The organism is Streptomyces sp. DI166, assembly GCF_900091315.1.
Taxonomy (GTDB): Bacteria; Actinomycetota; Actinomycetes; order Streptomycetales; family Streptomycetaceae; genus Streptomyces; species Streptomyces fuscus.
In genome coordinates, this window is the sequence record NZ_FLSP01000001.1 from 46,764 (window position 1) to 59,753 (window position 12,990).

The 12,990-nt window shown below is 72.5% G+C and carries 13 protein-coding genes; 10 read left to right on the forward strand and 3 right to left on the reverse strand.

The genetic code is table 11. The features are described from left to right. Positions 1 to 36 precede the first annotated feature (36 nt). Entirely contained in the window at positions 37 to 2,118 is a 2,082-nt protein-coding gene (locus GA0115233_RS00230) for an MDR family MFS transporter (protein ID WP_093717939.1), read from the forward strand. A gap of 43 nt (positions 2,119 to 2,161) precedes the next feature. Beyond that, complete coding sequence (locus GA0115233_RS00235) at positions 2,162 to 2,569, forward strand: hypothetical protein (RefSeq protein WP_093717940.1); 408 nt, start codon at positions 2,162 to 2,164, stop codon at positions 2,567 to 2,569. A gap of 15 nt (positions 2,570 to 2,584) precedes the next feature. On the opposite strand, the gene GA0115233_RS00240 is transcribed toward GA0115233_RS00235, so the two are convergent. Then, positions 2,585 to 3,325: a cobalt-precorrin-6A reductase gene (locus tag GA0115233_RS00240; protein WP_093717941.1), complete on the reverse strand. Its 741-nt coding sequence runs from the start codon at positions 3,323 to 3,325 to the stop codon at positions 2,585 to 2,587. 141 nt (positions 3,326 to 3,466) lie between these two features. Between GA0115233_RS00240 and GA0115233_RS00245 the strand changes: the two genes are divergently transcribed. Next, the gene (locus tag GA0115233_RS00245; RefSeq protein WP_093717942.1) at positions 3,467 to 4,867 is read left to right on the forward strand and encodes a DUF6351 family protein; all 1,401 of its coding nucleotides are present in this window, start codon (positions 3,467 to 3,469) and stop codon (positions 4,865 to 4,867) included. A 16-nt stretch (positions 4,868 to 4,883) separates the two neighbouring features. Here GA0115233_RS00245 and GA0115233_RS00250 read toward each other — a convergent pair whose 3' ends face one another. Together GA0115233_RS00250 and GA0115233_RS00255 are read right to left on the reverse strand one after the other, a co-directional pair. Next, complete coding sequence (locus tag GA0115233_RS00250) at positions 4,884 to 5,657, reverse strand: sulfite exporter TauE/SafE family protein (protein ID WP_093717943.1); 774 nt, start codon at positions 5,655 to 5,657, stop codon at positions 4,884 to 4,886. Between the two features lie 83 nt (positions 5,658 to 5,740). Next, positions 5,741 to 6,928, reverse strand: coding sequence for a thiolase family protein (locus tag GA0115233_RS00255; protein WP_093717944.1), 1,188 nt, complete (start codon positions 6,926 to 6,928; stop codon positions 5,741 to 5,743). A 152-nt stretch (positions 6,929 to 7,080) separates the two neighbouring features. On the opposite strand from GA0115233_RS00255, the gene GA0115233_RS00260 reads away from it, so the two are divergent. From GA0115233_RS00260 to GA0115233_RS00290, 7 genes are all read left to right on the forward strand, one after another. After that, positions 7,081 to 7,890: an alpha/beta hydrolase gene (locus tag GA0115233_RS00260; RefSeq protein WP_093717945.1), complete on the forward strand. Its 810-nt coding sequence runs from the start codon at positions 7,081 to 7,083 to the stop codon at positions 7,888 to 7,890. Positions 7,891 to 7,941: 51 nt separating this feature from the next. Beyond that, entirely contained in the window at positions 7,942 to 8,196 is a 255-nt protein-coding gene (locus GA0115233_RS00265) for a WhiB family transcriptional regulator (RefSeq protein ID WP_093717946.1), read from the forward strand. After that, positions 8,193 to 8,678 carry a Dps family protein gene (locus GA0115233_RS00270; protein WP_093717947.1) on the forward strand — a complete coding sequence of 162 codons (486 nt, stop codon included), beginning with the start codon at positions 8,193 to 8,195 and terminating at the stop codon, positions 8,676 to 8,678. Before GA0115233_RS00265 ends, GA0115233_RS00270 begins: the two co-directional genes overlap by 4 nt. Before the next feature lie 120 nt (positions 8,679 to 8,798). After that, a complete protein-coding gene (locus tag GA0115233_RS00275) occupies positions 8,799 to 9,608 on the forward strand; it encodes an SAM-dependent methyltransferase (RefSeq protein WP_093717948.1) in 810 nt (269 codons plus the stop codon). Positions 9,609 to 9,782: 174 nt separating this feature from the next. Continuing rightward, complete coding sequence (locus GA0115233_RS00280) at positions 9,783 to 10,574, forward strand: hypothetical protein (RefSeq protein ID WP_093717949.1); 792 nt, start codon at positions 9,783 to 9,785, stop codon at positions 10,572 to 10,574. 150 nt (positions 10,575 to 10,724) lie between these two features. Further along, a complete protein-coding gene (locus GA0115233_RS00285) occupies positions 10,725 to 11,537 on the forward strand; it encodes an SAM-dependent methyltransferase (protein ID WP_093717950.1) in 813 nt (270 codons plus the stop codon). A gap of 43 nt (positions 11,538 to 11,580) precedes the next feature. Next, positions 11,581 to 12,981, forward strand: a complete 1,401-nt coding sequence (locus GA0115233_RS00290; RefSeq protein WP_093717951.1) for a glutamine synthetase family protein — start codon at positions 11,581 to 11,583, stop codon at positions 12,979 to 12,981. The last annotated feature ends 9 nt before the right edge of the window (positions 12,982 to 12,990 follow it).

The following is a 12,990-nucleotide window of genomic DNA, read 5'->3' on the forward strand; positions in this document are numbered from 1 at the left end:
CATGCGGGGCACGGCCGCCGGTGTGATCGTTTCCTCGTGACAGTCGCCGAGGACACCGCACGGCCGCCTGCCGCCGAGCAGCCCCCCGTGCTGGACGCGCGCCGCCGCAACATCGTCTTCGGGACGATCGTGCTCGGCATGCTGCTGGCCGCCCTGGACCAGACGATCGTCGGCACCGCGCTGCCGACGATCGTGTCGGACCTGGGCGGGGCGGAGCACATGTCGTGGGTGGTGACGTCCTATCTGCTCGCCGAGACGGTCTCGACGGTCCTGGTCGGCAAGTTCGGTGACATGTTCGGCCGCAAGGTCGTCTTCCAGGTCTCGGCGATCGTGTTCATCACGGGCTCGTTCCTGTGCGGCCTGGCGGGCAACATGACGCTGCTGATCGTGTGGCGGGCGATGCAGGGCGTCGGCGCGGGCGGGCTCATGGTCACGTCGATGGCGCTGATCGCCGATGTGATCCCGCTGCGCGAGCGCGGCAAGTACCAGGGCGCGATCGGCGCGGTGTTCGGGGTGGCGACGGTCATCGGGCCGCTGCTGGGCGGCCTGTTCACGGACCATCTGTCCTGGCGCTGGGCGTTCTACGTCAACGTCCCCATCGCCGTCCTCGTCGTGTTCGCCGCGGCCCGCACGATCCCGGTCGTGAAGGCCGCCGCCCGCCCCCTCATCGACTACCTGGGCATCGCCTTCGTCTCGGTCGGTGCCAGCGCGCTGATCCTGGCGACGAGTTGGGGCGGCAACGAGTACGCGTGGGGCTCGGGCGTCATCATCGGTCTGTTCGTGGGCGGGGTGATCGCCCTCGGCCTGTTCTGCTGGGTGGAGACGCGGGCGGCCGAACCCATGCTGCCCATGCGGCTGTTCGGCAACCCGGTCTTCACCGTGTGCTCGGTGCTGAGCTTCATCGTCGGCTTCGCCATGCTCGGCGCGATGACGTTCCTGCCGAGCTACCTCCAGTACGTCGACGGCGACTCCGCCACGATCTCCGGCGTACGGACGCTGCCGATGGTGATCGGCCTGCTGATCGCGTCGGTGTTCAGCGGCAACGTGGTCAGCAAGACCGGCAAGTACCGGCTGTTCCCGGTCGTCGGCTCGCTGGTGATGGCGGTCGGCCTGTACCTGATGTCCCTGATGGGGCCGTCGACCGGGGCGTGGCGGGAGTCGCTGTACATGTTCGTGCTCGGCACCGGCATCGGCCTGTGCATGCAGGTGCTGACGATCGCCGTGCAGAACACCGTCGACTACGCCGACCTCGGCACCGCGACCTCCGGGGTCACCTTCTTCCGTACGCTCGGCAGTTCCTTCGGTACGGCCGTCTTCGGCACGATCTACACCAACAGCCTCGCCCCGAACCTGCGCCAAGGCATCGCCGAGGCGTCCCAGGTGCCCGGTGCGGACCCGGCGGTCGTGGCCCGGGCGGCGACGAGCCCGGAGGGCCTGCACGAGCTGCCCCCCGACGTCGCCGCGCCGATCGTCGACGCCTACGCGGACACCCTCCAGACGGTGTTCCTGTGGACGGTGCCGGTGGCGGCGCTGGGCTTCGTCGTCTCGCTCTTCCTCAAGCAGGTGCAGCTTCGCGACAGCGCCCGCATGGGCTCGACCGACATGGGCGAGGGCTTCGCCCAGCCGCGCGGCGCCGACTCGCAGGCGGTGCTGGAGGCGTCGGTCGCGAAGATCATCGGCAGTACGGACCTGGACACCGCGCGTCGGCTGGTGCTGAACTCCGACACCCGGCTCGACGTGGCCGGAGCCTGGGCGGTGATGCAGGTGGAGCTGCTGCACCGGGTGGTCGGGCACGCCAGTCTCGGCCTGATCGCGGCCCGCCGCCGTGTGCCTCCGGAGGTGCTGCTCCCGGTGTTCGACCGCATGGTGGACGAGGGGTATCTGACCCGCGACGGCTCCCTGCTCTCCCACACCCCGGCGGGCGCCCGCGAGGCCGAGGTCATCTCCCGCGCGTGGGGCGCCTGGCTGGCCCAGCAGGTCGAACAGGACATCGGCCGCCCCTCCAACGAGGCCCTGCGCGCCGCCGTCGACTCCATCGCCAAACGCCTGCTGATCGAGGACCTCAGCAGCGGCCTGCCGAGCAGCCTCGGGGAGCGTGCGGCGGTCGGCGCCCGCTGAAAGTCGGTTGCCACCGGACGGCCGCCCCGCCCATGATCGCCCCATGTCCCCGGCCCCCGCCCGCTTCCACGACCCCGGCGCCACGCGGTACGACTTCCGCGACTCGATCCTGGTCCGCTGCCCGCGCTGCGCCCGGCTCGCCCGTTTCGAGCACGCCCGGGTGATCTGCCGTTCCTGCGGCCGGTGCGGGCCCGCCGCCAACGGCACCTGGCCCGCGCTGTGGCTGCGGACCGGGACCCGGCACGGTGAGCTCTGGGCGTACAACCTGGAACACCTCGATCTGATCCGCCGCTTCGTCGCGGCGGACCTGCGCGAACGCGACCCCTGGTACGAGCACGGCCGCAAGATGACCGTGGTGGCCAGGCTGCCGGCCTGGGTCAAGCTCGCGAAGAACCGCACGGAGGTACTGCGCGTGATCGACCGGATGCGGGCGTCGGTCGTGGCGGACTGAGCCCGGCCCGCGGCGTCACCCCACCCCCAGCCGCGCCAGCACCCCCGCCACATCCGGTACCGCCTCCACGCCCTCCGGCAGTGCGGGGCGCTGGACGACGACCACCGGCAGCGCCAGCCGTCGTGCCGCTGTCAGCTTCGCCGAGGTGGCCGTTCCGCCGCTGTCCTTGGTCACCAGCACGTCGATGCAGTGGGCCGAGAGCAGGGCCGTCTCCTCGTCCGCGGTGAACGGGCCCCGGGCCAGGAGGACTTCGGTGCGGGGTGGGAGCGGGGGGTCCGGGGGTTCCACGGAGCGTACGACGAAGTGCAGGTCGGTCAGGTGGGCGAAGGCGGGCAGGCCCAGACGGCCGGTGGTGAGGAAGATCCGGCGGCCCAGGGCCGGGAGCAGGTCGGCCGCCGCCGACAGGGACGGCACCGGGCTCCAGCGGTCCTCCGGGCCCGGCTGCCAGCCCGGGCGGCGCAGGACGACCGACGGGACGCCGGTCGCCGCCGCGGCGCGGGCCGCGTTCGACGTGATCTCCTCGGCGAACGGGTGTGTGGCGTCGACCAGGGCGTCCACCCGCTCCTCGCGCAGCCACCGCGCCAGTCCCTCCGCGCCACCGAAGCCCCCGATGCGCACCTCGCCGGTGACGGTCCCCGGGCGGGACACACGGCCCGCGAGCGAGGTGGTGACCCGGAGGCCCGGCAGGGCGGTGAGCGCGGCGGCGAGTTCTCGGGCCTCGGTGGTGCCGCCGAGGATCAGGACGTGCGGGGACATGGGGTGAGCCTACGGTCACCCGGCGCCGACGGCACTCCCCGTCGGCGAACTCTATGAACACAAACGATCAGACGGTGTTCCCCGCCCTCCGACGCTGCCTAGCATCGCGCCCCGACGTCGAGGAAGACGAGGAGAAGCGCCTTGAACGGGACGACAACACGCGCACTGAGACAGGGACTTGCCGCCTGCCTGGCCGCCCTGGCCATCGGCGCCCTCACCGGGGCCGCACCGGCGGGCGCGGCCACGAGCGGCCCCACCCCCACCCCCTGCCCGGCACCGCTCGAAGCCGAGGCCACCTGCTACACCGGGCAGGACGCCAACGGCGCCCACTACGCCATCGCCGTCCCCCGCGACTGGAACGGCTCCCTCGTCGTCCACGCCCACGGCGGCCCCGACCTGGGCGCGGCGTCCGACCCCAAGCGCAGCGTCGACGACCTGGGCCGCTGGTCGGTGATGGTGGACCAGGGGTACGCGTGGGCCGGTTCGTCGTACCGGCGCGGCGGTTACGGCACGCGGATGGCCGCGGCGGACACCGAGAGCGTACGGCGGCTGTTCGTCGAGGAGTTCGGCGAGCCGGAGCGGACGTATGTGCACGGGCAGTCGTGGGGCGGGAACGTCGCCGCGAAGGTCGCCGAGACCTACCGCGGCCACTACGACGGCGCCCTGCTCACCAACGGTGTGCTGGGCGGCGGCTCGCGCGGCTACGACTACCGGGTCGACCTGCGCGTGGTCTACCAGTACTACTGCAGGAACCATCCGCGGCCGAGCGAACGCCAGTACCCGCTGTGGCAGGGCCTGCGCGCCGGTTCCACGATGACCTCGGCGGGTCTGCGCGCCCGGCTCCAGGAGTGCACGGGCTACGCCTCGGCCCCGGAGGACCGTACGGCCGAGCAGCAGCGGAACCTCGACGACATCCTCGGGGTCACCGGCATCCCGGAGCGCACCCTGGAGTCGCATCTGCGGTTCGCGACCTTCACCTTCCGCGACATCGTGCACGAGCGGCTCGGCGGCCGGAACCCGTTCTCCAACCGGGGCGTGCGCTACTCCGGTTCGCACGACGACGCCGCTCTGAACGCCGGGGTGGAGCGCTTCTCCGCCGATCCCACAGCGGTGCGGGACCTGTCCTACGACAGCGACCTGACCGGCGACGTCCGTGTCCCCGTCCTCACCCTGCACGCCATCGACGATCCGACGGCCTTCGTGGAGCACGAGTCGGCGTACCGGGAGACGCTCCGGGGCGCGGGCAGGGAGCGGCACCTGGTGCAGACGTTCACCCGGGAGTCCGAGCACAGCGAGCTGAGCGGCGCGGAGTACGCGGCCTCGATCGCGGCGCTGGACCGCTGGGTGCGGACCGGGATACGGCCGACGCCGAGGTCGGTCGCGGCCTCGTGCTCGGGCGCCTGCTTCTACGACACCGGCTTCCGGCCCGGCTCCTACGCCTCGCGGGTCGAGCCCCGGCCGGGCGGGCTGCGGTGGCCGGCCATGTCGGCGGCGCGGGAGCGGGCGTGGAGTCACGTCCCCGGGATCGGTATCGCTCCCTGAGTGCCGGCCAGGGGCATCACGGCAGCAGGAGCTGCACCCCGCCCACCACGGTCGCCGCGATGACGAGCTGCTCGAACAGCCGCTGGTTGATCCGGTTCACAGCCCACTTGCCGATCAACGCGCCGGGCACCACGAACGCCACGAGCGCGGCGTCAAGGAGCAGCGAGTTCCCGTCGATCAGGCCGAGCCCCGCGCTGAAGGGCACCTTGGACACGTTGACGATCAGGAAGAAGAAGGCTGAGGTGCCCAGGAAGCCCAGCTTCCGGAAGCCCGCCGAGAGGAGGTACAGCGACATCACCGGGCCGCCCGCGTTGGCGACCATGGTGGTGAATCCGCCGAGCACTCCGTAGGAACGGGCCTTGATCCGGCCGCCGCGGGTGACCACGGCGTCCGGGTCCGGCTCGGTCTCGGCGGCCCGGCGCCGCCACACCGTCACCGCCGCCATCATCAGCAGGATCGCCCCGATCGAGGTCCGGACGGCGCCGTCGTCGGCCCACATCAGGAACACCGTGCCGACGACGACTCCGGCCGCGACCGCCGGGAACAGCCGCCACAGCGTGGGCCAGTGGGCGTGCCGGCGGTAGGTGAGGACGGCGAGCACGTCACCGGCGATCAGCAGCGGGAGCAGTACGCCCGTGGAGGCGCGGGCGGGCAGCACCGCGGCGAAGATCGCCAGGCTGACCGTGTTGGCCCCGCTCACGGCGGTCTTCGAGAAGCCGACCAGCAGCGCCGCGAAGGCGAGCGCGGCGAACTGCCAGCCGGTGATGTGCCACAGCGTCATCGTGTCCATGCGGGGACCGATGCTATGCACATTCAATCAACGCCGTCAGAGCCGTCTCATCAGGTGACAGGCCGGGAACCGGGGCCGGGTGTTCAGTGGCGCTCCACCAGCACCGCGCTGCCCTGGCCGACCCCGACGCACATGGTGGCGAGCCCGCGCTCGGCGCCGGTGCGCCGCATACGGTGCAGCAGGGTGGTCAGGATCCGCGCGCCCGAGCAGCCCAGCGGGTGGCCCAGCGCGATCGCCCCGCCGCTGGGGTTGACCAGCTCCGGGTCGACGCCGAGCTGGTCCACGCAGGCCAGCGCCTGGGCGGCGAACGCCTCGTTGAACTCGGCCTCCTGGAGGTCCGCCACGCTCCACCCGGCCCGCGCGAGGACCTTCCGGGTGGCCGGCACCGGCCCGATGCCCATGACGTCCGGGTGCACACCCGCGGAGGCCCCGGCGACGTAACGGCCGAGCGATTCGAGCCCGAGTTCGTTCAGCGCCTCCTCGCTGACGAGGAGGAGTCCGGCCGCGCCGTCGTTCATCGGCGAGGCGTTGCCCGCGGTGACCGTGCCGCCCTGGCGGAAGACGGGCTTGAGCCGGGCGAGCTTCTCGATCGAGGTGTCCTCGCGGACGCATTCGTCACGGTCGACGACGACCCCGTCGGGGCGCTCCACCGGAAGCAGTTCGTGGTCGAAGTGGCCGTTCTTGCGCGCCTCGGCGGCCAGCCGGTGGCTGCGCAGCGCGAACTCGTCCTGCCGTTCGCGCGAGACGCCGTACCGGGCAGCGACCTCCTCCGCGGTCTCCCCCATGGACAGCAGCCCGTGCAGGTCCTTCATCGCCGGGTTGACCAGCCGCCAGCCGAGCCGGGTGTCGGCGGTTTCGATGCGGTGCGGCAGGGCCTCGTCGGGGCGGGGCAGTACGAAGGGCGCGCGGCTCATCGACTCGGAGCCGCCCGCGATCACGATGTCGGCCTCGCCGGCGGCGATGGTGCGGGCGGCGGTGGTGACGGCTTCGAGGCCGGAGGCGCAGAGCCGGTTCACGGTGGCGCCGGGCACCGACTCGGGCAGTCCGGCCAGCAGCGCGGCCATGCGGGCGACGTTGCGGTTGTCCTCGCCCGCCTGGTTGGCGGCGCCCCAGTACACGTCGTCGACGCGCGCCGGATCGAGGGCGGGCACCTCGGCGACGAGACCGCGGATCACGGCGGCGGCGAGGTCGTCGGGGCGTACGGAGGACAGTGCTCCGCGCAGCTTGCCGATGGGCGTGCGGCGGGCGGCCGCGAAGTGGACGGGACGCACGAGAAGAACTCCTGACCGAGAGTGCGGGCGGCTCCTTGACCTGCCGCGACCTGCGACCCTCTTAATTAGCACCGCTAGTTTAGGACTATAGACCGCCGACCCCGGCCCTGGGAAGATCCTCCAGGACCCGCACCGACACCGCCGGAGGCGACATGGCCGACACCCGCGCACACAGCCTCGCCGGAACCCGCGGCCCCGTCGCCGTCCGGGAGTGGCAGCGGCACGCCCCGCGCTACTGCGCGCTGCTGGTGCACGGCTACGGGGAGCACTCCGGCCGGTACGAGGGGGTGGCCGCGGTGCTGACGGGGCACGGCGCGGCCGTGTTCGCGCCCGATCACGCGGGGCACGGGAAGTCGGCGGGCGAGCGAGTGCTGATCGAGGACTTCGAGGACGTCGTCACCGATGTGCACACGGTCGCCGAGCTGGCCCGGTCCGTCCACCCGGGTGTCCCGCTGGTCATGGTCGGGCATTCCATGGGCGGTCTGGTCGCGGCCCGCTTCGCCCAGCGGTACGGCGCCGAACTGGCCGCGCTGGTGCTGTCCGGGCCGGTCATCGGGGACTGGCCGCTGCCGCGCCGGCTGCTCGCCCTGGACGAGATCCCCGACACCCCGATCAGTCCGGGCGCGCTCTCCCGCGACCCGGCGGTGGGTGCCGCGTACGCCGCCGATCCGCTGGTCTGGCACGGGCCGATGAAACGGCCGACGGTGGAGGCGTTCGCGGCGACCCTGGAGACCGTGTCCCAGGGCGGGGACATCGGCGGACTGCCCCTGCTGTGGCTGCACGGCGACGACGACCGGCTGGTTCCGCTCGCCGGAAGCCGGTCCGGCGTGGCCGGGCTGCGGGGCGAGCGGCTGACCGAGCACATCTACCCCGGCGCCCGGCACGAGGTGTTCCACGAGACCAACAAGGCCCAGGTCCTCGCCGACCTCGTCCGGTTCCTGGACGGCGTGTTCGAGGAGTGAGACGCCCGGCTGCCGCGTTTGTCCCGGAGTGACCTGGGCACCCGCCGCCGCATGGAGTGGTTGCGACGCGCGGCCTGCGTGGACGAGGACCCCGAGCTGTTCTTTCCCGTGGGCCGCAGAGGCCCCGCGCTGCGCGAGGCCGCCGACGCGAAACGGGTGTGCGCGGGCTGCCCGGTGAGCACGCAGTGCCTGGACTTCGCGCTGCACACCGGCGAGGTCGCGGGCATCTGGGGCGGCACCTGCGAGGAGGAACGCGCCGTACTGCTCCGTAGGCAGCACACGACGAACAAGAGGAGCGCCTCATGACCGAGACAGTGAAGAGCACCCTGCCCGACAAGGAGCGCCGGATCGCCGGCGAGGCCCTCCAGGACACCCTGGTCGACCTGCTCGGCCTGTCCCTCATCGGGAAGCAGGCGCACTGGACGGTCGTCGGACCGAGGTTCCGCTCCATCCACCTCCAGCTGGACGAGATCGTCTCCTCCGCGCGCGCCTTCTCCGACACGGTCGCCGAACGCGCCGCCGCCCTGGGCGTCCCGCCGGACGGCCGCCCGGCGACCGTCGCGGCGTCCTTCTCCCTGCCCGGCCCCGAGGACGGCTGGCTGCGCGACACCGAGGCGATCGAGCTGATGGCGACCTCCCTGGAGCAGAGCATCGGCCGCCTGCGCCACCGCATCGAGGCCACGGAAGAGGCCGACCCCGTCACCCAGGACCTCCTGATCACCATCACCGCCGAACTGGAGAAGCAGCGCTGGATGTTCGACGCGGAGAACTGGCCGCGGAGCCAGTAAAGGGCGGTCACGAGGTGGCCGAACTCCGTTGGTGAGGTGGCCGAACACAGTCTCCGTCCCGGTCACATGATCGTGAAACACTGCCCGCGACGCCCCGTCGAGCGAGCAGAGGAGCGGCGTGTGACCGGGACCGAGCCGGCTGTCCACATCGACACGACCCGGCCCCATCCGGCCCGGGTGTACGACTGGTACCTCGGCGGCAAGGACAACTACCCGGTCGACGAGGCGCTCGGCCGGCAGATCATGGCGATCGACTCGGGCGCGCCGCGGGCCGCGCGCAGCAACCGCTGGTTCATGCAGCGCGCCACCCGCCATCTCGCCGGAGCGGCCGGAATCCGCCAGTTCCTGGACATAGGCACGGGCATCCCGACCGAGCCCAACCTGCACCAGATCGCCCAGTCGTACGCGCCGGACACGCGCGTGGTCTACGTCGACAACGACCCGATCGTCCTGAGGCACGCCGAGGCGCTGCTGCGCGGCACACCGGAGGGCGTCACGGAGTACGCGCAGGCGGACGCCCGTGAGCCGGGCGTGATCCTCGAACAGGCGGCCCGCGTCCTGGACTTCGACCGCCCGATCGCCCTGTCGCTGATCGCGCTGCTGCACTTCGTCGCCGACGCGGACGGCGCGTACGACCTGGTCGACACCCTCGTCGGGGCGCTGGCGCCGGGCAGTTGCCTGGTCCTGTCCTGCATGACGGCCGACTTCGAGCCGGAGAACGTCCGCGAGGGCATCGAGCGGTACGCGGCGGGCGGCGTGACCCTCGTGGCCCGCAGCCACGCCGAAGTGAGCCGCTTCTTCAAGGGACTCGACCTGGTGGACCCGGGCATCGTGTCCGTACGGGACTGGCGCCCCGACCTCGCCCGCGACGAGGAGCCCCTCGGCGACGGCCCCGTCTCGCTGTACGGCGGGGTCGCGTTCAAGCCCTGACGCCCGCCGGGGCCGGGCATGCCGGGCGGCGCGTTCGAGCTGCCCGGCCGCCCCCCGTGTCCGCGCCGTCGCCCGAGCCCCCGCCGCTCACCCGTTCGGGCCGGTGCGGGTGGTGGGCGGCGTGGGCCGGTGATGCGCTGGGGGAACGCGTCACGTTCTCAGGAGGCCCCCGCGATGACCCGCTCCCGTACCGTCCACGCCCTCGCCTCGGCCCTGTCCGCAGCCGCCCTGCTGACCTGCGCCGCCTGCTCGGACGGCGACGACAGCAGCGGAACCGGCGCCCGGGACGTCGCCTCCGCCTCCCCGCTCGCGGCGCAGACCACGGCACCCGCGACCCTCACCCAGGAGGGGGCGAGGTCCGCGCTGATCACCGAGAAGGACATCGAGGACGACTGGACCCAGGTCGACGACGCCGCGAGCTGGCGCGACTCCCTGCTCATCGGCACCGTCGACGTGAACGACTTCATCACCGGCAAGTCCGACGCCGCCGACTGCCAGCAGCTGATGGACCGCCTCTACAGCGAGGACCTGCTCGGCAAGCCGTCCGGCGCGTCGGCGCTGCGCGGCTTCGAGGAGGGCGACTCCCGGCTGCTGTACCAGGTCGCCTCCTACGACGCGGACGCGCTGTCCGACTCGATGGACTGGCTGAAGTCGCTGCCCGAGAAGTGCGACCAGTTCGAGATGACCGGCGGCGACAGCGGGAAGCGGACCGTGCAGGTGATCGAGATCTCCGTGCCGGACGAGGGCGACGCCCGCCAGGGTCTGCGGGTCACGGTCAAGGGCACGGCCGACGGCTCGGCGGCCACCCTCACCCAGGAGATCGCGGCCGTCCGCGTGGACGACAACGCCATCACGGTCACCGCGGGCGGACTGGACGGCGTCGAGGACGACTCCATCGAGGAGGCCGTCGAGAACGGCACCCCGCGCCTGGAGGACGTGCTGGCCGGAAAGACTCCGCAGAGCTGACCCGAACCCGGGCGTTCTCCCGTGAGGTTCACCCTCTCGCAGGCCAACCGCCGTTGATCCTGTACCGATTCCGCAGACAAGTGGATCAAGGGACGGCACAATGGCCCCACGCGGCCGGATGCGGCCGTGCGCCCGAGGAGAGGACGAGCCGTGACCGAAGGCCGCACCCCGGCGGACGGGTCCGCACAGCTGAACACCGGTGTGGCCCACAACGCGCGCGTCTGGAACTACTGGATCGGCGGCAAGGACAACTACGCCGTGGACCAGCAGGTCGGCGAGCAGGTCGCCGGGATGTTCCCGGTCATCCGGGACATCGCCCGCGCGGACCGCGAGTTCCTCGGCCGGGCCGTACGGTTCCTCGCCGAGGAGCACGGCGTACGGCAGTTCCTGGACATCGGCACCGGGCTGCCGACCGGAGACAACACCCACGAGATCGCCCAGCGGGTCGCCCCGGACGCGCGGATCGTCTACGTCGACAACGACCCGATCGTGCTGGCGCACGCCCGCGCCCTGCTCACCGGCACGCCGCACGGCCGTACCGACTACATCGACGCCGATGTGCACGACCCGCAGGCGATCCTCGAACGCGCCTCCGGCACCCTGGACTTCACCCAGCCGGTCGCGGTGATGATGCTCGGCATCCTCAACTTCGTCCTCGACGACGACAAGGCGCGGGACATCGCGACCCGTGTCATGGCCGCCGTCCCGTCCGGCAGCTTCCTGGTGCTGACCCACCCCACCACCGACGACGAGGTGGGCGGCGCGGGCCAGGTCCCGGCGATGGAGTTCTGGAACAAGAACGCCACTCCCCCGATCACCGCCCGCACCGGCGCGGAGATCATGACCTTCTTCGAGGGCCTGGAGCTGCTCGAACCGGGCCTGGTGTCCTGCTCGGTGTGGCGGGCCGGCTCCGACTCTCCCGTGGTGGTGCCGCAGTACGGCGCGGTGGCCGTGAAACCCTGACGCCCACAGCGAGTTCCGCGGCCCAGCTCGACGAGGAGAGCGCATGACCACCCTTGCCGATCCCGTGCCCGGGGGACGTCCCGGAGACATCGAGCGGGCCACCGCGCTGAGCGGGGAGCTGTCCGGGCGGGGTGTGCACGGCATCGTGCTGGCCTACGTCGACACCGCGGGGATCGCCAGGGTGAAGACGGTCCCGACGGCCAAGCTGGCCTCGGCGGCGGCGTGGGGCGTCGGGATGTCCCCGGTGTTCGACACCTTCCTGGCGAACGACTCCATCGTCACCACCGATGTCCTCGGCTCCCCGGACGGCGATCTGCGCCTCTACCCCGACCTGGACCGGCTGGTGGTGCTGGCCGCGCAGCCCGGCTGGGCGTGGGCCCCCGTCGACCGGATCACCCAGGAGGGAGAGCGGCACCCGGCCTGCACGCGCACCTTCCTGCGGCACCTGGTCGCGGACGCCGCGCGCCGGGGGCTGACCTTCCGTGCCTCCGTCGAGATCGAGTGGGCCGTCGGCCACGGCCCCGCCGCCGAGGGCGAGTTCAGGCCGTCGGTCACGGGGCCGGCGTACGGCGCCATGCGGCAGGTGGAGTTGAGCGACTGCCTCGCCGAACTGCTGGCCGCGCTGGCGGAGCAGGGCGTGGACGTCGACCAGGTCCATCCCGAGTACGCGGCGGGGCAGTTCGAACTGTCGGTGGGCGCGCTGGACCCGGTGGCGGCGGCCGACCGCAGCGTGCTGGTCCGGCAGACGATCCGGGCGGTGTCCCGGCGGCACGGCCTGGTGGTGTCGTTCGCGCCCGCGGTCTTCGCCGAGGGGGTCGGCAACGGCGGCCACCTCCATGTCTCCGCCTGGCGCGACGGCGCCAATCTGCACGCGGGCGGGGACCGCCGCCACGGCATGACGGCCGACGCGGAATCCTTCACGGCCGGAGTGCTCGGCCGTCTGCCCGCGCTGACGGCGGTCACCGCGCCCAGCCCGGCCAGCTATCTGCGCCTCAAACCTTCCCAGTGGGCGGGGGTGTTCACGGCCTGGGGCCGGGAGACCCGCGAGGCGGGCGTCCGGGTGATCACCGGCACCCAGGGGCTGCGCGACCAGGCCGCCAACATCGAGATCAAGCCGGTCGACCTCGCCGCCAACCCCTATCTCGCCCTGGGCTCGGTGATCGCGGCCGGGCTGCACGGCATGGCCGAGTCGGCGACCCTTCCCGAGGAGACCACCGGCGACCCCGCCGCCCTGAGCCCCGAGCAGGCCCGCGCCCGGGGCGTGCGGCGGCTGCCGGCCTCCCTCGCCGAGGCCGTCGAGGCGTTCCGCGCCGACGAGGTGCTGCGCACCGCGCTGGGCCCGGTCCTCGCCGACGCGGTGATCGCCGTACGGGAGGGCGAGACCGCCGCCGTGGCCGGGTTCGACGACGCGGCGGTCGCGGCGGCCTACCGCTGGCGGTACTGAGGTGACGGG

Excerpts from the sequence above, each read along its gene's own strand:
- GA0115233_RS00265 (WP_093717946.1), top strand. The coding sequence starts at position 7,942 with ATGGAGTGGTTGCGACGCGCGGCCTGCGTGGACGAGGACCCCGAGCTG.
- GA0115233_RS00235 (WP_093717940.1), top strand. The coding sequence starts at position 2,162 with ATGTCCCCGGCCCCCGCCCGCTTCCACGACCCCGGCGCCACGCGGTAC.
- GA0115233_RS00260 (WP_093717945.1), top strand. The coding sequence starts at position 7,081 with ATGGCCGACACCCGCGCACACAGCCTCGCCGGAACCCGCGGCCCCGTC.
- GA0115233_RS00270 (WP_093717947.1), top strand. The coding sequence starts at position 8,193 with ATGACCGAGACAGTGAAGAGCACCCTGCCCGACAAGGAGCGCCGGATC.
- GA0115233_RS00290 (WP_093717951.1), top strand. The coding sequence starts at position 11,581 with ATGACCACCCTTGCCGATCCCGTGCCCGGGGGACGTCCCGGAGACATC.
- GA0115233_RS00240 (WP_093717941.1), bottom strand. The coding sequence starts at position 3,325 with ATGTCCCCGCACGTCCTGATCCTCGGCGGCACCACCGAGGCCCGAGAA.
- GA0115233_RS00250 (WP_093717943.1), bottom strand. The coding sequence starts at position 5,657 with ATGGACACGATGACGCTGTGGCACATCACCGGCTGGCAGTTCGCCGCG.
- GA0115233_RS00280 (WP_093717949.1), top strand. The coding sequence starts at position 9,783 with ATGACCCGCTCCCGTACCGTCCACGCCCTCGCCTCGGCCCTGTCCGCA.